18 protein-coding genes are annotated in these 19,023 nt (G+C 62.8%); 10 read left to right on the top strand and 8 right to left on the bottom strand.

All coding sequences use genetic code 11. The features are described 5' to 3' along the window. Position 1 precedes the first annotated feature (1 nt). Together ABH945_RS10490 and ABH945_RS10485 are read left to right on the top strand one after the other, a co-directional pair. Positions 2-1,021, top strand: coding sequence for a chemotaxis response regulator protein-glutamate methylesterase (locus ABH945_RS10490; protein WP_074762604.1), 1,020 nt, complete (start codon positions 2-4; stop codon positions 1,019-1,021). A gap of 60 nt (positions 1,022-1,081) precedes the next feature. Then, on the top strand, positions 1,082-2,200 hold the full coding sequence (locus ABH945_RS10485) for a diguanylate cyclase (RefSeq protein ID WP_074762603.1): 1,119 nt from the start codon (positions 1,082-1,084) through the stop codon (positions 2,198-2,200). Positions 2,201-2,330: 130 nt separating this feature from the next. Here ABH945_RS10485 and ABH945_RS10480 read toward each other — a convergent pair whose 3' ends face one another. Next, entirely contained in the window at positions 2,331-3,140 is an 810-nt protein-coding gene (locus ABH945_RS10480; RefSeq protein WP_429250513.1) for an SDR family NAD(P)-dependent oxidoreductase, read from the bottom strand. Positions 3,141-3,316: 176 nt separating this feature from the next. Here ABH945_RS10480 and ABH945_RS10475 point away from each other — a divergent pair, with 176 nt between their 5' ends. After that, positions 3,317-4,252 (top strand): GlxA family transcriptional regulator, encoded by a 936-nt coding sequence (locus ABH945_RS10475; RefSeq protein ID WP_429250512.1) that lies wholly within the window; start codon positions 3,317-3,319, stop codon positions 4,250-4,252. Positions 4,253-4,341: 89 nt separating this feature from the next. Next, a complete protein-coding gene (locus ABH945_RS10470; RefSeq protein WP_074766201.1) occupies positions 4,342-4,767 on the top strand; it encodes an HIT family protein in 426 nt (141 codons plus the stop codon). Between the two features lie 152 nt (positions 4,768-4,919). Here ABH945_RS10470 and ABH945_RS10465 read toward each other — a convergent pair whose 3' ends face one another. Beyond that, on the bottom strand, positions 4,920-5,105 hold the full coding sequence (locus ABH945_RS10465; protein ID WP_429250511.1) for a hypothetical protein: 186 nt from the start codon (positions 5,103-5,105) through the stop codon (positions 4,920-4,922). 197 nt (positions 5,106-5,302) lie between these two features. After that, the gene (locus ABH945_RS10460) at positions 5,303-5,482 is read right to left on the bottom strand and encodes a hypothetical protein (RefSeq protein WP_074766199.1); all 180 of its coding nucleotides are present in this window, start codon (positions 5,480-5,482) and stop codon (positions 5,303-5,305) included. Positions 5,483-6,016: 534 nt separating this feature from the next. Between ABH945_RS10460 and sap1 the strand changes: the two genes are divergently transcribed. Further along, positions 6,017-6,355 carry a surface attachment protein Sap1 gene (gene sap1, locus ABH945_RS10455; protein ID WP_074762599.1) on the top strand — a complete coding sequence of 113 codons (339 nt, stop codon included), beginning with the start codon at positions 6,017-6,019 and terminating at the stop codon, positions 6,353-6,355. A 254-nt stretch (positions 6,356-6,609) separates the two neighbouring features. On the opposite strand, the gene araH is transcribed toward sap1, so the two are convergent. From araH to ABH945_RS10435, 4 genes are all read right to left on the bottom strand, one after another. Further along, on the bottom strand, positions 6,610-7,614 hold the full coding sequence (gene araH, locus ABH945_RS10450) for an L-arabinose ABC transporter permease AraH (protein WP_074762598.1): 1,005 nt from the start codon (positions 7,612-7,614) through the stop codon (positions 6,610-6,612). A gap of 79 nt (positions 7,615-7,693) precedes the next feature. Further along, a complete protein-coding gene (araG, locus tag ABH945_RS10445; protein ID WP_429250510.1) occupies positions 7,694-9,268 on the bottom strand; it encodes an L-arabinose ABC transporter ATP-binding protein AraG in 1,575 nt (524 codons plus the stop codon). A 130-nt stretch (positions 9,269-9,398) separates the two neighbouring features. Continuing rightward, entirely contained in the window at positions 9,399-10,403 is a 1,005-nt protein-coding gene (locus tag ABH945_RS10440; RefSeq protein ID WP_074762596.1) for an arabinose ABC transporter substrate-binding protein, read from the bottom strand. 321 nt (positions 10,404-10,724) lie between these two features. Then, entirely contained in the window at positions 10,725-12,173 is a 1,449-nt protein-coding gene (locus ABH945_RS10435) for an aldehyde dehydrogenase family protein (RefSeq protein WP_429250509.1), read from the bottom strand. Between the two features lie 186 nt (positions 12,174-12,359). On the opposite strand from ABH945_RS10435, the gene ABH945_RS10430 reads away from it, so the two are divergent. Together ABH945_RS10430 and ABH945_RS10425 are read left to right on the top strand one after the other, a co-directional pair. Beyond that, positions 12,360-13,337 (top strand): LysR family transcriptional regulator, encoded by a 978-nt coding sequence (locus ABH945_RS10430; RefSeq protein WP_429250508.1) that lies wholly within the window; start codon positions 12,360-12,362, stop codon positions 13,335-13,337. A gap of 143 nt (positions 13,338-13,480) precedes the next feature. After that, positions 13,481-14,035: a YaeQ family protein gene (locus ABH945_RS10425; RefSeq protein ID WP_074762593.1), complete on the top strand. Its 555-nt coding sequence runs from the start codon at positions 13,481-13,483 to the stop codon at positions 14,033-14,035. 9 nt (positions 14,036-14,044) lie between these two features. Here ABH945_RS10425 and ABH945_RS10420 read toward each other — a convergent pair whose 3' ends face one another. After that, positions 14,045-14,470: a VOC family protein gene (locus tag ABH945_RS10420; RefSeq protein ID WP_074762592.1), complete on the bottom strand. Its 426-nt coding sequence runs from the start codon at positions 14,468-14,470 to the stop codon at positions 14,045-14,047. A gap of 422 nt (positions 14,471-14,892) precedes the next feature. On the opposite strand from ABH945_RS10420, the gene ada reads away from it, so the two are divergent. The 3 genes from ada to gshA all read left to right on the top strand — a co-directional run bounded on the left by ada (position 14,893) and on the right by gshA (position 18,927). Beyond that, positions 14,893-16,077: a bifunctional DNA-binding transcriptional regulator/O6-methylguanine-DNA methyltransferase Ada gene (ada, locus tag ABH945_RS10415; RefSeq protein ID WP_429250507.1), complete on the top strand. Its 1,185-nt coding sequence runs from the start codon at positions 14,893-14,895 to the stop codon at positions 16,075-16,077. After that, a complete protein-coding gene (locus ABH945_RS10410; RefSeq protein ID WP_074762591.1) occupies positions 16,074-16,991 on the top strand; it encodes a DNA-3-methyladenine glycosylase family protein in 918 nt (305 codons plus the stop codon). The genes ada and ABH945_RS10410 overlap by 4 nt, the downstream gene beginning before the upstream one ends. 319 nt (positions 16,992-17,310) lie before the next feature. Further along, positions 17,311-18,927 carry a glutamate--cysteine ligase gene (gshA, locus tag ABH945_RS10405; RefSeq protein ID WP_429250506.1) on the top strand — a complete coding sequence of 539 codons (1,617 nt, stop codon included), beginning with the start codon at positions 17,311-17,313 and terminating at the stop codon, positions 18,925-18,927. Positions 18,928-19,023 lie beyond the last annotated feature (96 nt).

Here is a 19,023-nt window from a genome sequence, read left to right as displayed (position 1 = left end):
AATGAAGATCGGAATCGTCAACGACATGCCGCTCGCCGTGGAGGCGCTGCGACGGGCGCTCGCCGCGCGCCACGATTACGACGTGCTGTGGGTCGCGCAGGACGGCCAGCAGGCGGTCGACTTCTGCACGGCGCAACGGCCCGACATCGTGCTGATGGACCTCGTCATGCCGAATGTCGACGGGATCGAGGCCACCCGCCGCATCATGGCGCGCGCGCCGTGCGCGATCCTGATCGTCACCGTCGACGTGGGCGCGAACGCGTGGCGGGTCTACGAAGCGATGGGCGCGGGCGCGCTCGACGCCGTCGATACGCCGTCGCTCAGCGGCCCCGACGCGCACAAGAGCATCGCGACGCTGATCGCGAAAATCGACCGGATCGGCGCGCTGGTCAGGGAGCGCCATACGCCCGGCGCGGCAGCCGGTGCGGCTGGCTCGAACACGACGACGACGCGCGATACGCCGCTGGTGGCGATCGGCGCGTCGGCGGGCGGACCGGCCGCGCTCGCCACGCTGCTCGCCGGCTTGCCGAAAGATTTCCCGGCAGCGACCGTGATCGTGCAGCATGTCGACGCTGCGTTCGCCGCAGGCATGGCGGACTGGCTGAATCAGCAGTCGGCGTTGCCGGTGCGCATCGCCGTCGAGGGTGACCGTCCGCAAGCAGGCGTCGTGCTGCTCGCCGCCACCGACGACCATCTGCATCTGAAGTTGCCCTCGGTTCTGGGCTACACGCGTGTGCCGGAAGAAACGCCGTATCGTCCTTCCGTCGATGTGTTCTTTCACAGCGTGGTGGCCCGTTGGCCCGCGCGCGCATTCGGCGTGCTGCTGACCGGCATGGGACGCGACGGCGCAATCGGACTCAAGGCCATGCGGACCAAGGGCTATCACACGATCGCGCAGGACGAGGCGACCTGCGCGGTGTACGGCATGCCGAAGGCGGCCGCCGCGCTCGACGCCGCCGCCGCGATTCTTCCGTTGCCCCGCATCGCCGCCGCGCTGGCGGCTGCGGTCGGCGCGCGATAGGCACACACCGGTCCCTGCAAATGCGCCGCGATTCATTGACATTTATTCTGGCAGAACACCATGGACACTCCTGAACCGAAACAGAACACCGCCGCGCCAAAACTCGCCCGACACGACGCGACTGCGCAGGCACCGGTGCTGGACGGGGCGGATGCGTCCAATCTCGCCGTCGACGACGCGCTCGCGCGCATCCTCGGCAACCCGCCGGCTGCCGAGTGTCCGATCATGGTGTTGCTGGTCGACGACCAGGCGATCATCGCCGAGGCGATCCGCCAGGCGCTGGCCGATGAAGCGAGCGTCGATTTTCACTACTGCGCGTCGCCCGAAGACGCGGTGATGATCGCCGAGGAAACGCGCGCGACCGTGATCCTGCAAGACCTGGTGATGCCGGGCACGGACGGCCTGACGCTGGTGCGGCAGTATCGGCAGAATCCGGCCACGCGCGACATTCCAATCATCGTGCTGTCGACCAAGGAAGAACCGCTGGTGAAAAGCGCGGCGTTCGCGGCGGGCGCGAACGATTACCTGGTGAAGCTGCCAGACCGGATCGAACTGATCGCGCGGATTCGCTATCACTCGCGCTCGTATCTGAACCTGTTGCAGCGCGACGAGGCGTATCAGGCGCTGCGTCAGTCGCAACAGCAATTGCTCGCGACCAATCTGGAATTGCAGCGGCTCACGCATTCGGACGGTTTGACGGGACTGTCGAACCGGCGTTATCTCGACCAGTATCTGTCGGCCGAATGGCGTCGCGGCATGCGCGACAAATCGGGCCTCGGCTTTCTGATGATCGATGTGGATAACTTCAAGGCCTACAACGACACCTATGGCCACGTAGCGGGCGACGAAGTGCTCAAACGCGTCGCCCAGACGATCGAATCGTGTCTGGGACGTTCGCCCGATCTCGCCGCGCGCTTCGGCGGCGAGGAGTTCGCGGTCGTGATTCCGGGGACGTCGTCGGGCGGCTTGCGTTTGCTGGCCGAAAAGATCCGCCTCGCCATCGAGGGACTGGGGATTCCACATTCGGTGTCTGCCAGCGGGATCGTCACGATCAGCATCGGCGCGGCAACTTTGGTGCCGTCCCTGACAGACCCGGTGACGACGCTGATCGAAGCCGCTGACATCGCGCTGTATCGGGCGAAGCGGGACGGGAAAAATCAGGTGGCCGTGACGGGTTGAGTACTGCGCGTCATCTGTCGCTTGTCACTTGCACATTGTCGTCTGTCACTTGTCGCTTGCTACAGGTAGAGCGCAACTGAAAACGCGCCCGGCAAAATGGCCGGGCGCGTTTTTTTACAGATACACCCGCTCAGGCCGCCTTCGCTTCCGCGTAACGCGCCGCCGGCTCCTTATGCGACAGATTCGGCTGCAGGCGTTGACGCGCATCGTTCAGGCGCTCCCAGTCGGCGGCATCGGGCAGCGACGGGATCGTCACCAGTTCACCCTGGTCGAATCCGGCGAGTGCGGCGTCCACCATGTCCTCCGCGGTCATCACGATCTGCGCCGGCAGATGCTCGACAGCCAGGCCTGCCCGATCCCAGAAAGCCGTGCTGGTCGCGCCTGGCAACACCGCCTGCAATTGCACGCCCTTGCCGCCGACTTCGTGATGCAGCGACTGCGTCAGATTCAGCACGTAAGCCTTCGTACCGCTATAAGTGCCGTTCAGCATTTCCGGCGACAGCGCCACCACCGACGAAATGTTGATCACCGCGCCGTTACCCCGCTCGACGAAGCCAGGCACGGCCGCCGCCGTCAGACGGGTAAGCGATGTCACATTCAGATCGATCATCTTTTCGAGCTCGTCCACGTTCGAGTCGATGAGCGACGCCGTCGCGCCGACGCCCGCGTTGTTGACCAGCAGCGTGATCGCGCGATCCTCGCGCAGCCGCGCCTCGATGCGGCGCACGTCGGCTTTCACGGTCAGGTCGGCGCCAATCGTCTCCACGTGACGGCCAGTCGTCTTCGTCAGGCGCCCAGCCAGCTCGTTCAGACGATTGACATCCCGGGCGACCAGAATCAGGTCATAACCACGTCGTGCGAGGCGATCCGCATACACCGCGCCGATTCCCGACGATGCACCTGTCACCACTGCCGTTCCCTTGCCTGCTTGCGTTGCCATCTCAATTCTCCATGCGGGCGGCGAGCCATATGTCGCTGCCTGCTTCGTCCATCAAGTGAATGGGAAAACCTGTGCCGCCGCGCCGTTCCGTCCGGTTTGGCGCTGTTGACGAAGCAAGTCTAGGCGCGTAGCCTCTTGTCTCAAATGTCGTATTTACCTCTTTTTAGGACGCGACGATGAAACACGTCGGAGTGGTCGTTTTTCCTGGCTTCCAGATCCTGGACATGGTGGCGGTGTCGATATTCGAACTGGCGAATCGCGAACTCGGCGAGCCGGTGTACGAGGTCGAGATCATCTCCGAGCTCGGCGGGATGGTGCGCAGTTCCTCGGGCGTCGAAATCGCGTCGCGCCAGTTCGGCGATCCGGCGTATGACACCGTGGTAGTCACCGGCGCAATGGAAATTGCGCCGTCGTCGCCGGGCTTGCTGAGTTTTCTGAACGACGCGCTCGCCGCGTCGCGGCGCACCGCCAGCATCTGCACGGGCGCTTTCGTGCTGGCCGAAGCGGGCATTCTCGACGGCCGCCACGCAACCACCCATTGGGCGTACTCACGCGATTTGCAGCAGCGCTTTCCCGAGACGCGGGTCGACGACGACCGCATTTTTATCGTCGATGGTTCGGTGTGGACTTCCGCCGGCATGACAGCCTGCATCGACCTATGCCTGGCGCTGGTCGAAAGCGATCTCGGTGCGGATATTTCCCGCACTATCGCCAAAAAGCTCGTGGTGTATCACCGGCGCGCGGGCGGCCAGTCGCAGTTTTCGGCGATGCTGGATCTGGAGCCGAAATCCGACCGCATCCAGAACGCGCTGTCGTATGCGAAAAACAATCTGCGCGAGCCGCTGACGGTCGAGCAACTGGCGGGCGTTGCGCATCTGAGTCCACGTCAATTCAGCCGCGCGTTTCGCGACGAGACGCGGCAGTCGCCCGCGAAAGCGATCGAGGCGTTGCGGGTCGAGGCCGCGCGCACGATGCTCGAAGCCGGTCGTCACTCGATGGAAGCGGTCGCGGCGGACACCGGTTTTGTCGATACCGAACGGATGCGCCGCGCCTTTTTGCGCGCATACGGCCAGCCGCCTCAAGCAATCAAACGCGCAGCCCGCGCGCCGTAACAGATGTGGTGGACAATGAAGCCGAACGCGTGATCTCCGAAATCGACACCCACCCGCAATTCGTAACCTGCACCCGCAAAGGAAGCCCGATGACTTACGACGACAGCAATCCCTTCGCAAGGATTTTGCGTGGCGAACTGCCGTGCATCAAAGTAGCCGAGACCGATGCCGCCCTCGCCTTCATGGACCTGATGCCGCAGGCCGACGGTCATCTGCTGGTCGTGCCGAAGGAAAAGGCGGCGCAGATTTTCGAGCTGTCGGATGCGTCGTTGACGGCGTGCATGCGCATGACGCAGAAACTCGCGATTGCGGTTCGCGCGGCGTTGCGCCCGGACGGCGTGTTCATCGGCCAATTCAACGGCGCGGCGGCGGGACAAACGGTGCCGCACGTTCACTTTCACGTGATCCCGCGTTGGGAGGGCCAGCCGCTGAAAATGCATGCGCGCGACGCCGCCGATGCGGACACGCTCGAAGCGCTCGCCAAGCGCATTCGCTCGCATTGGCGCGCGGATTGACGGCTTTCGACAACCCTTCGATCCGACGCGTTTGCCGAATGTAGTCACGCGCCGTAACAACTGTAAAGGCCATTGAAACCAGCAGCACGCGTTGGGCGACTAGACTGGAATTTGCCTTGTACCCGCAAGGCATTGAGTGTGGATCTCTTTTTTCAGCCTGCCGGAAACGGCAGGCTTTTTTGTTGGTGGATGCCCCAAAAAAAACCCGCACGCAGCGGGTTCTCAATTCTTTTACCGATGATACGGCCCCGGACCATGGTGATGCGGCGGCGGCGGACGACGGTAATGGTGGTGGTGATGCGGCGGCACATGGTGGCAACGCGTGACCAGACGGCCATGCATCCATACGCGCTGGCACACGGTACGCGCTTCGGCTGCTGTCGGCACGAAGGCGCTTGCTGTGACGGCCAGCAGCATCAATGACATCAATTTGCGCACGAGAACTCCTGTTCAAAGGGCCGCCATTTTAAGATAGCGGCCCTTTTCATGCAGTGCAGCATGCGGAACAGGAGATGAATCGATAGAGATTGACGGCTCAGTGACGCTCGCGGGAGCGGCGTAACGGATGCCGCCAGTCGATCCGCCGCGGTCTGACGTGTAGCGGCCTCATATCGTGGAGATGGCGGTGTTCCTGCCACAACTCGTCGGAGAAAAGAAACGCGACGATAAGCAGCGGAATGATCAGAAAAATGCCCAATATCAGTTGCTCGATCACGGTGGCCTCCGATCGCAGGAGCATGATTTTATTGTAGAGCACCGCACATGCCCGCACAGCGCCGGGGGCTTAGAAGTGCGTTGGGTTGTCCGCGAAAACAGGAGTTCGCATCAAGCTCGCACGATCCTGCCCGCCTGGCTGGCACCGTTTATGTCCTGCACGTAAACCGTTATTTCGCATTTTTCTATTAGTCGGCTGAATGACTTTGTGTGCGACGCACAAATCAAGTGCTTCGAATGTATTAAATCACTTAATTGGCGCTTCTCGTTTACGCCAATACGCAGCGCAAAGCTTTACTGGTTAAAGCAGCACGATCCGATGATTTTTTAGTTATCTGTTTCAATCAGGAAGATTCAAGCGGCTGCTCAAGGTTTAAGCACCCATCACGCATGCTGCGACAATTCGCCACTGTTGCGACCGCACACAAGATGTGCTTGTCGTTCTTTCTCATTCTCCTAAAGTGCTAGATGCGGGTTCAACGTTAAAGTTAAATACATAGCTAACCTGAGTATCGGCCCCGCACCGGAGGAAAATATGAAAGCACGAATCGCCGTTGTTTTCGCTATTGCGGGTTTGGCTGCCGCGACCGTTCAGGCGCAAGACGTCATGGTCAAGCCGCAGCAAACTATTCAATTCAAGGCTAATGCGTACGGGTGTCTGTCGAAAGATAAACTCGACGCCGCCGACCAGCACGCACAAGCCGGCGAACAGCAGAAGATGCAGGAATTCTTCTCCGGATATCAGTGCGTATCGACGCCTGCCGATTCGAGTTTCCGCGTGATTCGCGTCGTCGGACACGACGTTGAATTCGTGAATTCCGGCAATAGCGATACCGAAGGCCTGTGGGCAAACGATCGCTTTATCAAGCAATAAACCGACTGCGGTAATTCGGGGCGATTAACCCTGGAATGCGGTTTTGCGTGCGTAATTCGCCTGACTTTTTATAAAGCGGCGGACGTGTGAACCTGTGAGTTTCAAGAAGCGGCCAAGCATTAAAAATGCCCGGCCGTTTTTGTTTTTAACACGCGAGCCAGGCACATAAAAAAGCCGATATGGATTGATTGCAATCCATATCGGCAGACGCCTTCTCGCAAAAGCGCAGGAACAACTGAAAACCGGCTAAAACCTCAATGCACGCGCTTGCTGCGGCGGAACTGGTCGAACAGCACTGCCAGCAGCAGAATGCCGCCACGAATCAGGTATTGATAAAAGGTCGGCACGTTCAGCAGGCTCATTGCGTCCTGCACCGAACCCATGATCAGCACGCCGACCAGCACGCCCGAAATCGTCGCGACACCGCCGGTCAGCGAAACGCCGCCCAGCACGCACGCGGAAATCACGCCGAGTTCGAGACCGACCGAGGTCTTCGGGTCGCCGAGGCTCATCCGCGAGGCGAGCATCACGCCCGCGAAGCCGGTCACGAGACCCTGCAGCACGAACACCGTGATCTTGATGCGCGTCACCGGCAAACCCGCGAGCAACGCCGCTTCGCTATTGCCGCCGACGGCCAGCACGTTCTTGCCGAACACGGTCTTCTTCAGCAGAAAGCCGAACAGCACGAAGCCGACGATGTTGCTCCAGATCGGATACGAAATGCCGAGGAACGAGCCGCCGCCGAGGTCGAAGAAACGCTCTTCGGAAATCATCACCGCGTCGCCGTTCGACGTGATGAACGCGAGGCCGCGCACGACCTCCATCATCGCGAGCGTGACGATCAGCGAGTTGATCTTGTAGCGCGCGACCAGCACGCCGTTGAAGAGACCGACCGCCCCCCCGGCCAGCACGCCGGCTGCGACGCCGAGCAGCACGCTATGCGTCGCGGTGATCAACGTGGACGCCACCACGCCCGCGAACGCGACGATCGACGCCACCGACAAATCGACTTCGCCCAGCGCGAGCACGAACATCATCGTGACGGAGATCGAGCCGATCAGCGTGACGGAAAGCAGCAAGCCCTGGATATTGCGCGAGCTGAGAAAGTCCGGCACGGTGAACGACAGCACCGCGAACAGGATGATGAACACCATCACAATGCCGGACTTGTTGATCAGATCCCACGTGCGCGCCGCGCGCGCGCTTATGCCGGCAGACGCGACGGCTGGGGTCGAGGAATCGGTCGAAGGTGTATTCATGATGTTTATTCCATTTCAATGGCGCGATTCAATTGCTTTGGCCTGAGTCGTGTTGTGTTGTGTCGAATGTGTAGCGAGGTCAGCGGGGCAGGGCGAGCTTGATCAGCGCATCGGGCGTGGCTTGCGCTTTCGGCAGATCGCCGACGATGCAGCCTTCCTTCATCACGATCACGCGATCCGCCACGCCGATCACCTCGGCCAGATCGCTCGACACGACGATCACCGTGCGGCCCGCTTCGGCCAGCCCATACAGCAGCCCGTAAATTTCGCTGCGCGCGCCGACGTCGATGCCGCGCGTCGGTTCGTCCATCAGGAACACGTCGATCTCTTCGGCGAGCCAGCGCGACAGAATCACTTTCTGCTGATTGCCGCCCGACAGCGTGCCGATCGGCGTGTCGCCGTTACGCGTCTTGATCGCGAGCTTGGCGATGAACTCCTTCGCGGTCTGCGCTTCCTTGCGGCCGTTGAGCACGTTGAAGCGGCTGAAGTGGCGGCGGCAACTGATGTTGAGGTTGTCCGACACCGACGCGATCGACACGATGCCTTCCTGCTTGCGATCTTCCGGACACAGCGCGACGCCCGCACGCACCGCATCGCGCGGCGTCGAGAAGCGCACCGGTTTGCCTTTGAGCGTGATCTCGCCGGCAGCCGGTTTGACCGCGCCGTAGATCAGCTTCATCAACTCGGAACGGCCCGCGCCGACCAGTCCGAAAAATCCGACGATCTCGCCCTTGCGCGCCGAAAACGAAGCCGGTTCGCGCAAGCCGCGTCCCATCAGGTCCTTGACGGCGAGTTGCACGTCGCCGAGTTCTCGCGAGCGATAGCCGTACACGTCCGCAATCGAGCGGCCCACCATGCAGCTAATCAGACGCTCGCGGTCGAGTCCCGCGCCTGCTTCGAACGTATCGATGCGGCGGCCGTCGCGAAACACCGTCACGCGGTCGCACAGTTCGTAGACTTCTTCCATCCGGTGCGTGACGTAAATGATCGCGCGACCCTCGGCCCGCAACGCGCGAATGATCCGGAACAACTGCGTGGTTTCGCGCGACGACAGCGAACTCGTCGGTTCGTCGAATGCAATCACGCGCGCGTCGCGCATCAGCGCCTTGCCGATTTCGATCATCTGCCGCTGTCCGATCGACAGATTCTTCACCTGCTGCGACGGATCGATCTTTTCGCCGAGCCGTTCCAGTTCGCGCATCGCGCGCGACACCAGCGCCTTTTCGTCGAGTACGCCGAAGCGGTTGGGCAGCGCGCCGAGCATCAGGTTTTCGGCAACGGTCAATTCCGGCACCAGGTGCAGTTCCTGATAGATGATCGCAACGCCCGCCTCGATGGCGGCCTTGGTCGTCGTGAATTGCTGTTCGACGCCACCCAGCGACAACGTGCCGGCCGCCGGCTGATTCACGCCGGACAGCACCTTCAGCAAGGTCGACTTGCCCGCGCCGTTTTCGCCCATCAGACCATGTACTTCGCCGCGCCGCACTTCCAGCGAAACCTGATCGAGCGCGAGCACGCCGGGAAAACGCACGGTGATGCCGTCGAGTTGCAGATACGGTTCATCGCCAGACTCGAGCGCAGGCGAGGGCGCTAATGCAGCCGCCGAAGCCGACACCGATGCGTCGCCGGAAGACTCTGTGTGTGAGGACATCATTGGAAAAACCTCAAGCTGGTGAACAACTTTGCGGGCCGCTTGCGCCTCCACGCGCGCACGGCCCGCAACTTGCGGAGTCAGGCTCCGCCGTCTTGCTTCGCTATCCTGCTTATTTCCGCTGATTGCCCGCTTAAATACCGAGTTCCTTGCGAACGTCCTGCCAGTTGCTGCGCACCATCAGCTTGCCGGTGGTTTGCGTATCGGCGGGCGGCTGCTTGCCGGCCTTGATCCACTCGACCAGGTTTTCGGTGCTGTCCTTGCCGTGGTTCGTCGAGCTGACGGCGATCGTGCCGTAGAAGCCCGTCGGTTCCTTCTTCTGGAACTCGGCGAACGCTTCGCCCGCACCGTTGATGCCGACGCCGATCACGTCCGCTGCCGGAATGTGCAGCTGTTCGGTCGCGCGCACGCCGCCCAGCACGCTTTCTTCGTTCAGCGCGAAGATCACCCACTTCTTGATGTTCGGATGCTGCGCGAGCACCGGCGACGATGCGTTGAAGCCGCCTTCGTCATCGGTCGTCTTTTGAGGCGCGTCGAAAATGTTTTCCTTCTTGAAGCCGCCGGCCAGCAGCGTTTGCGTTGCGCCGTCGGTGCGCAGTTTCGCGGTCGGCAGTTCGTAGTTCGTGATGCGCAGCGCGCCGACTTCTTCAGGCTTCCAGCCGCGACGCTTCATTTCCTCGGAGATCGCCGTGCCGACCTGATTGCCGATCTTGAACGCAGACATGCCCAGATGCGGCACGTTCGCGAGCGGCTTGCCGGTGGAGTCGACCAGCTGATCGTCAACGGTGACGAACTTCATGTTGTAGCGCTTCGCACGCGCCTGAATCGCCGGTCCGAGACGCACGTCGGGTGCGCAGATCACGAAGCCTTGCGCGCCTTGTGCGCCGAGGTTGTCGATCGCGGCCAGCACTTTTTCGCCATCCGGCGTGCCGATGTTGACGACCGTGAAGCCGTCCTTCTGGCCGAGCGCCGTCGCGGCTTTCTGTTCGTTGATGAACCACGCCTGTTCCGGCATCTTCACGAGGAAGCCGACTTTGAGCGGCTGATCCGCGTGGGCGGAAAGTTGCGCGGCAAACGGAGCGGCGAGGGCGGCGGCCGCGATGGCGGTAAGGGTCAAACGGCGAAGCTTGCTGGTCATTTCTGTCTCCTGTTGATCTGGAATCGGCGCTTTTGCGGTCGATCGGCGGGTTGCCCCTGTCTCACGCAAAGCACTTGCTCCCGTCGCATACATCGTGGTTGCTGAGGTTGAAAAGCTGCTTTGATTTCATTTTTCGCAGCGGGGGCCATGCCCGGCGGTGTTAGCCGGAGCGTGGGTAAGCGACGCGCGGCGTGGCGTTTCTCGTGTCACGTCGCGCGGCAAGCAGTAAATCGGCGCCGGGCCGCGTCGCCTGGCAGGCAACGACGCCGTGCGCGGCAACGCGAATGGCGACACGGACGGCGCAGACAGCACGCGTCACGATCAGCCCGCCACGTAGGCCGTTTTCACGGCCGTCCAGAAGGCCGCGTCGGTCGCGCCGTACGCCGAGGCCTTGCGGCCGCCACCCGGCGCGTGATGTTCGACGGCGGTCGTCGGCAGATTGATCGTCACCAGGCCGCTCTGCGCATGACGGCGAAAATGCCGCGCGCGGCTGAGCGAGCGCGTGCAGATGCCCGCGCAAAGGCCGTAGGTGGTGTCGTTCGCCAGATGCAGCGCGTGCTCGTAATCGTCCGCGCGCAGCACGACGGCGAGCGGCCCGAAAATCTCTTCCCGCGCAATGCGGTGTTCAGGTTCGCCGACGAACAGCGCCGGTTCGAAGAAGTAACCACGCGTCGCGCGCTCCAGTTGAACGCCGCCGTGCAGCAGTTGCGCGCCTTCCTGCTGGCCGATCTTCACGTAGTCGAGGTGGCGCTCCAGTTGCGCGGCGTTGGCGACCGGGCCGATATCGGTGCCGAGCTTCAACGCGTGATCGACGGAAAGCCTGGCGAGTTTTGCCTGCAACGCGGCGACAAACGGCTCGAACACCGCGCGTTCGACGATCAGCCGCGCCGATGCCGTGCTGCGTTGACCGGCCGAGCCATAGGCGCCGTTCAGCGCGGCATCGACGGCGCCGTCGAGATCGGCGTCGGCCAGCACGACGAACGGATTCTTGCCGCCCATCTCGAGTTGCACGCGTGCCTGGCGAGCGGCGGCGACTTGCAGCACGCGCGAGCCGGTTTCCGCCGATCCGGTCAGGCTGATCGCCGCGACCAGCGGATTCGCGACGATCCGTTTGCCGACCTGCCGGCCGCTGCCCATCACGAGATTGAACACGCCGGCGGGCAAACCCGCGCGGCTGATGATCGACGCCAGCGCCGCCGCGCAAGCCGGCGCCGATTCAGCCGGTTTGAACACCACGCAATTGCCGTGAGCGATTGCCGCGCCGATCTTCGCTGCGGCAATCGCCAGCGGCGCGCTCCACGGCGTGATGATGCCGACCACGCCGAGCGGTTCGCGCGTCACGTCGATCTCGATATCGGCACGCGCCGACGCCACCGGTTCGGCGAACGCCCGCAACGCTTCAGCCGCGAACTGCTTAAAAATCTGCCCCGCGCGGGTCGCCTCGGCGGTGGCCTCGGGCAGCGTTTTGCCGACCTCGCGCGCGAGCAGCCGGCCGAGTTCGTCGCGCCGCGCCAGCATTTCTGTGCCGATGGCGTCGAGCGCATCCGCGCGACGCTGCGCCGACGCCAGCGACCACTCGCGAAACGCCGCGTGCGCGGCTTCGATGGCCGCATCGGTCTGGCGCACGTCGGCGCGAACGTACTCGCCGACCGGCTCGTCCAGATCCGACGGATTGAACGACACGCCCGTGGTCGCGCCCGTCTCCCATCCGCCATTGATGTAATGGCGAAACGGACTGGCAACCAGCGGAACGAGTGGATCGCGGTTCATCGACGGAATGGGGGCATGTGGGAAGCTCGGAAAGTCCACGAATGGTATGAGCGGCCCCAATAACTTTCCAATCCCTTTTTAGGCCATCCAGATATCAATTCTGGTATGGCATCATGGAGCCTGACCGGGATAAAGCTTCCGGCGGATCGGCGTTAAACCGTTCACCAAAAAAGCTCGGAGACATGCATGACGCGTAGCTATTCGAACTGGTTCGTGCGGGCGCGGCTCAAGACGCGCCAGTTGCTGCTGCTGGCGGCAATGGAAGAGGAGGGCAACGTGCGGCGGGCCGCCGACGTGCTCGGCATGACGCAGCCGGCTGCGTCGCGTCTGCTGAAAGAACTGGAGGACATGCTTGAGGTCAGCCTGTTCGACCGGACGCCGCACGGCATGCACGCCACGTTGTACGGCGAAGTGATGATCCGGCACGCGCGCATGGTGCTGTCGAACCTGAGCCACGCGCACGATGAAATCTCCGCGCTGCGCGCCGGGCTCGCCGGGCAGGTGCGGATCGGCGTGATTGCCGCCGCGGCCGCGACGATGGTGCCGCGCGCGATCGCCAGCGTGAAAGAACGTTATCCACAATTGCAGATCTGGACCGAGGTCGAAACCTCGGATGTGATGCTGCCGCGGCTCGCGGAAGGCGAACTCGACATCATGATCGGCCGGGTTTTGGAGCGGCAAAACCAGTTCAAGGCCGAGGTTCGCTACGAACCGCTCGCCGACGAACCGCTCTGCGTGGTCGCGCGGCCCGGCCATCCTCTCGAAAATGAGACAGGTTTGACACTGCGCGGAATCGTCAACGCAAGCTGGGTTTTGCACCCGCCGGGCAGCGTTCTGCGCCATCGCTTTGATCTGGTGTTTTCGCAAATCGGGCTGAATCCGCCGCAAAACGTGGTCAATACGAACAATTTTCTGGCGATTTCGAGCCTCCTTCTTCAAAGCGACATGTTGGCGGTTTTACCTGACGAAGTGGCGCGTCAGTACCAACAGTACGGAGTGCTGAAGCGTATTCCGATCGATTTACCGTGCAGGATGGATACATTCGGTATCATCACGCGCCAGTCGCATCTGCTTTCGCCGGCGGCCTCCGTGGTGCTCGATGCCTTGCGGGAAGCCGCCGCCGAGGTCTACGGCACCCCCTCCGAGGCGGCAGTGGCGCGATAAATGCTTCCTCCCCACATATGACGGCCGCTTAACGGCTCGGGGAGGAACCAGCGATGTACAACAAACACGGAAAACGGCAACGCGCCGTCGACGATTCTTTTTCTGTTCGCTCCGGTGGAGCGAGCGCCTGGTTTAGTAACGGCATGGCTCTCAAATCGACGATTTACAAGGCGGAACTGCAGATCGCCAACATGGACCGGCACTATTACGCCGACCATTCGCTGACGATCGCCCGCCATCCCTCCGAAACTGACGAACGGATGATGGTCCGCGTCGCCGCGTTTGCGCTGTTCGCGCAGGAACGCCTCGAATTCTGCAAAGGTTTGTCGGATGTCGACGAGCCCGATTTGTGGCAGAAGGACCTGACCGGCGCGATCGAAACGTGGATCGAAGTCGGTCAGCCGGACGAACGGCGGATTGCTAAGGCGAGCGGACGCTCGAATGAAGTAATCGTGATCGCTTATGGCGGCCGGACTTCGGACATCTGGTGGCAAGGCGTGCGCAGCAAGGTTGAGCGCATGCGCAACGTGACGGTGTGGTCGCTCGGCGAGGACATCGCTGCGTCGCTCGGCTCGCTGGCAGAACGCACGATGCGTCTGCAATGCACGGTGCAGGACGGCGAAGCCTGGCTCGGCAGCGCCGACGCGGACGCGGTGAAGATCGAGTGGACGGTGTTGAAGGAACCCGCCAACGCGTGATCTGATCACTCAGATCGACGTCACGCGGGCCGCTTCCGGCGGCCCCTTCAGTTCGACCATATTGCCCTCCGGGTCGAACAGATACAGCGACGGCCCAAAGCCGTCCGCTCCGTAGCGCACGCCTTGTTCGCCCAGTCGGGCGCCGTGCGCGGCAAGATGCGCTTTCAGCGCGTCGGCGTCGAACGATTCGACGCGCAAACACACGTGATCCATATTCCGCCCCGCGCCGGGCACGCCGTTTTCGGCGTGGTCGAGCTTCGCGCCGACCTGCAGCAAATCGATCAGCGAGCGGCCGGCGCGTAGTTGCGTCAGGCCCAGATCGCGCTGCTCTTTTTCGATGCTGCATCCGAGGACATCGCAATAGAAACGCGCCATGGCCGCGACGTCCGTGGCCCGGATGACAACGTGATCGATCTCGCGAATGTGGATTTTCATGGCACGCCCTTCGCTATTTCGCAGAACGGATGGAATTGCCAGTGTAGAAGATTGGGCGCCGCTGCAAGGGCGCGCGAGTTGAAACGATCAGAAGGGCCGGATCAATAGGTGAAATGCGGAAACTACAGACGAAAAAAAGCCCGCTCTATGTGGAGCGGGCTGAATCCATATCAGGAGGAGACATGGAGGAGACAGTTCCTAATATACACATGGGGTTGGTGCGACGCAATAACTTTTTAAGGGAAAACCCGATATTGGGCCAAATTGTCGCAGTTTTTGACAAGGTTTGACAAAGAGGCCCGCCCAACGGGGCTTTCCGTCGATACGAAGCGCGGAATGACAGAGCAAGAACCGGGGCGTAGTGTGTTGGCTTACCGCTTAAATTGGTGAGCATCGACTTCGACCGTCTATCGGAAACCATCATGAACGGCATCACCGATTTCACCGACTCTGACACCGAGTCCGTCACCACCTGGACTTCCGACGACGAGCGCTGGGCCGCCGTCACGCGTCGCGAGCAGCAGGCCGACGGCGCATTCTTCTACGCAGTCAGGACGACTGGCGTGTTCTGCCGTCCGTCTTGCGCGTCGCGTCAGCCGCGTCGCGAGAACGTGGCTTTTTTCACCGATGCCGACGCCGCCCGCGCCGCTGGTTTCCGCGACTGCAAGCGCTGCCAGCCGGGCGGTCTGCCGCGCGAACTCGAAATCGTGAAGCGCGCGTGCGCCGCGCTGGACGCCGATCCGCAGCAACGCCTCACGCTTGCGCAATTGAGCGACGCCGTGCATGTCAGCCCGTTCCATCTGCAGCGTCTGTTCAAGCGCGTCGTTGGCGTGTCGCCGCGTCAGTATCAGGCGGCGCAACGGGGCGCCGCGTTGCGCGACGCGCTTCGCAGCGGTGCCGACGTCACGCGCGCCACGCTCGACGCCGGTTTCGGCTCGCCGTCGCGGATGTACGACAGCGCCCCCGCCGAACTGGGCATGGCGCCGTCCGCGTATCGTCGCAAGGGCGCAGGGCTGACGGTGCGCTATGCGATTGCGCCGACCGCGCTTGGCTTCGTGCTGGTCGCGGCCACCGGCAAAGGCATCTGCAAAATCGGTTTCGGCGACGAGAAAACTCCGCTGATCGACGAATTGCGCGGTGAGTTCGCCAATGCAGAGGTGTTGGACGACGCCCAACAGCTTGCGCCGTTCATCGCGCAGATCGACGCATATTTGCGCGGCACGCGTCAGGACTTCGACTTGCCGCTGGATATCGCCGCCACCTCGTTCCGGCAACGCGTGTGGGACGCGCTGCGGCGCATTCCGTACGGCGAAACGCGCAGTTATTCGCAGATCGCCGAAACGATCGGCTCGCCGCGTGCCGTGCGCGCCGTGGCGACGGCCTGTGCGACGAATCCGGTCGCGCTGGCGATTCCGTGTCATCGTGTCGTGCAGAAAGGCGGGGCGCTGGCGGGTTATCGCTGGGGCTTGCCGCGCAAGGCCGCGCTGCTCGACAACGAGGCGCAGCATGCGGGCGGCGCTGCGCCACGCCCAAACGACCGCGCCCGGAAGTCACGCTCCGACGATCAAAAACTTCCTCCCACCACCAAACTGGATCACGCCGCGTGAGTACGCTTGACGACGTCGCAACCCTGGAACTGCCCTTCAAAGCCCCATTCGACTGGCCGCGCCTGCTGCGCTTTTTCGGCGGACGCGCGACGCCCGGCGTCGAAGCCGTCGAAGACGGCGCGTATCGCCGCGCCATCGACTGGGCCGGCGACAGCGGCACGCTGAGCGTGCGGCGGCATCCGCGAAAACGGTGTGTGGTGGCGAGCATCGAAGGGCCGGTGAGCCGTCACGCCGACGCACTCGCCGTCCCGATTGCAAGAATGTTCGACCTGCGCGCCGATCCGAAAAAGATCGGTGCCGAACTTTCCGCCGATCCGTGGCTCGCGCCGCTGGTCGAAGCGGTGCCCGGCCTGCGTGTGCCGGGAGCGTGGTCGGGCTTCGAACTGGTGGTGCGCGCGATCGTCGGCCAGCAGGTCAGCGTGAAGGCGGCAACCACGATCATCGGACGCCTCGTGCAGCGCGCGGGCGAGCGTATCGACGGACATCCGCATGAAAGCACCGCGTGGCGTTTTCCGACGCCAGCCGCGTTGGCCGCCGTCGATCTCGCGCAGATCGGCATGCCGGGGAAACGTGTGGCAGCGTTGCAGGGATTCGCGCATGCGGTCGCAACCGGTGACGTGCCGGTCGACAGCAACGTCGTCGATGCAGACAGCTTGCGCGCCGCGTTGCTCGCGCTGCCCGGCATCGGCCCATGGACCGTCGAATATGTCGCGATGCGCGCATGGCGCGACGCCGACGCCTGGCCGGCATGGGATCTCGTGCTGATGCAGTCGATCGCCGCGCGCGATCCGTCGCTCGTGCGGCCCACGCAGCAGCGCGCGCGCACCGACGCGTGGCGGCCGTGGCGCGCGTATGCAGCGATGCATCTGTGGAACGAAGTCGCGGACCGTGCGGGCGCGGCGCGCGGCGGCTGATACACGGTCAATCCAACGACCGGATTGCGGCTTGAGCAGAGAACGTTTTTCAGGGACAAACGCGAATCGCGCGAGGACCGGCCGACGAGTAGAGTGGTGACGATAGCGACAACGTGCAACGTGGCCGGTTCGTCTGAAAAAGCAGGCGGAATCGCTGACTGGCGGGCCTGGACAGGCGGCCGAAGCGGCCTCAAGCAGGCGTCGTAGCGAGATGTTAAAGTGCCCGCTACTGAAAATTCCGCCGAACGTTGTCAACCGCGCAGTGCTGCCGCACGCAGTCACGCGGCACATGGCGGCCGACAACGCCCGACTCGCATCAATGCCAAACACCACATCTTCCCGCACGACCGACGCGTTTCTGCACCGCCTGTCCGTGCTGACCTCAGGCCCGCAGCGCGATGCGCTGACGCGTGGCCTGCGCGGCATCGAGAAGGAAAGCCTGCGCGTTACGCATGAGGGGCAGCTCTCGTTGACGCCGCATCCGCGTGCGCTGGGGTCGGCGCTCACGCATCCGTCGCTGACCACCGACTATTCAGAAGCCCTGCTCGAACTGATCACGCCGGCCGAACACGACGTCGCGATCACGCTCGACAAACTCGATACGCTGCACCGCTTTGTTTACGCGAATCTCGGCGACGAGATCTTGTGGAACAACTCGATGCCGGGCCTGCTGCCCGATACCGACGACGGCATCCCCATCGCGAATTACGGCGACTCGAACATCGGCAAGCTGAAGTACGTGTATCGCATCGGCCTCGCACTGCGCTACGGCCGCACGATGCAGTGCATCGCGGGCATTCACTACAACTATTCGCTGAACGAAGAAGTCTGGCGCGTGCTGCACGCCGATCAGCAATCCACGGCGAACGCGGTCGATTTCCAGTCCGAACGTTACCTCGCGCTGATCCGCAATTTCCGCCGCACGAACTGGCTGCTGATGTATCTGTTCGGCGCATCGCCGGCGCTGGATCGGCGCTTCCTGCGCGATCGCAAGCACACGCTGGAAACGTTCGACGCCGACACGCTGTATCGCCCGTACGCGACCAGCCTGCGCATGAGCGATCTCGGCTACTCGAACACCACCGCGCAAGCCGCGCTGCATGCCGACTACGACACGCTCCCGGGCTATCTCGACGCGCTCGCTAAAGCCGTGAGCCAGCCGTATCCCGCGTACGAGCAGATCGGCACGCAGCGCGACGGCGAGTGGGTGCAGATCAACACCAACGTGTTGCAGATCGAAAACGAGTTCTACTCGACGATTCGTCCGAAGCGCGTCACGCATCCGGGCGAGCGTCCGCTGCATGCGCTGGCCGCGCGCGGCGTGCAATACGTCGAAGTGCGCTGCATGGATATCGACCCGTTCGAGCCGAGCGGCATTTCGCTGGAGACGTCGCGCTTTCTCGACGCCTATCTGCTGGTTTGCGCACTCGACGACAGCGCGCCGTTGCCGCCCGATGCCTACGCGGAAGCCAATCAGAACTTCGGCCGCGTGACGATGGAAGGCCGCAAGCCGGGCCTCGAACTGGTGCGCGACGGTCAACCGGTTGCGATGCTCGACTGGGCGAACGAGTTGCTGGTCAAGGTCGACGCCGCCGCCGCCGCGCTCGACGCGTTGCAAGGCGGCGATGCGCACGCGCGCTCGGTGCAGGTTCAACGCGCGAAGCTCGCGGACGCGTCGCTGACGCCGTCGGCGCGTGTGCTGCAAACCATGCGCGACAAGCAGCAGAGTTTCCTCGCGTTCGGTCTCGAACAGAGTGAAGCGCACGCTGCGTATTTCCGCGAGCGTCCGCTGGATGCAGAGCAGGCGAAAGCGTTCAGCGATCTCGCCACTCAGTCGCTCGATGAACAGGCCAAACTTGAGCGCGAAGAAGTCGGTTCATTCGACGCATTTGTCGCGGCTTATCGTGCCTATACGTTGAACCGGTTCAGCGTCTGAAAAACGAGTGGATGAAGTAAGGAAAAAGCGGCCCGGGTGGCCGCTTTTTTATGGCACGCAGGTAACGTCTACATCGCGACGCGACGGAGTCTGAAT

It is taken from the genome of Paraburkholderia sp. GAS333, from assembly GCF_050435665.1.
Taxonomy (GTDB): domain Bacteria; phylum Pseudomonadota; class Gammaproteobacteria; order Burkholderiales; family Burkholderiaceae; genus Paraburkholderia; species Paraburkholderia fungorum_A.
This window is presented reverse-complemented; position numbering and strand designations above follow the sequence as displayed.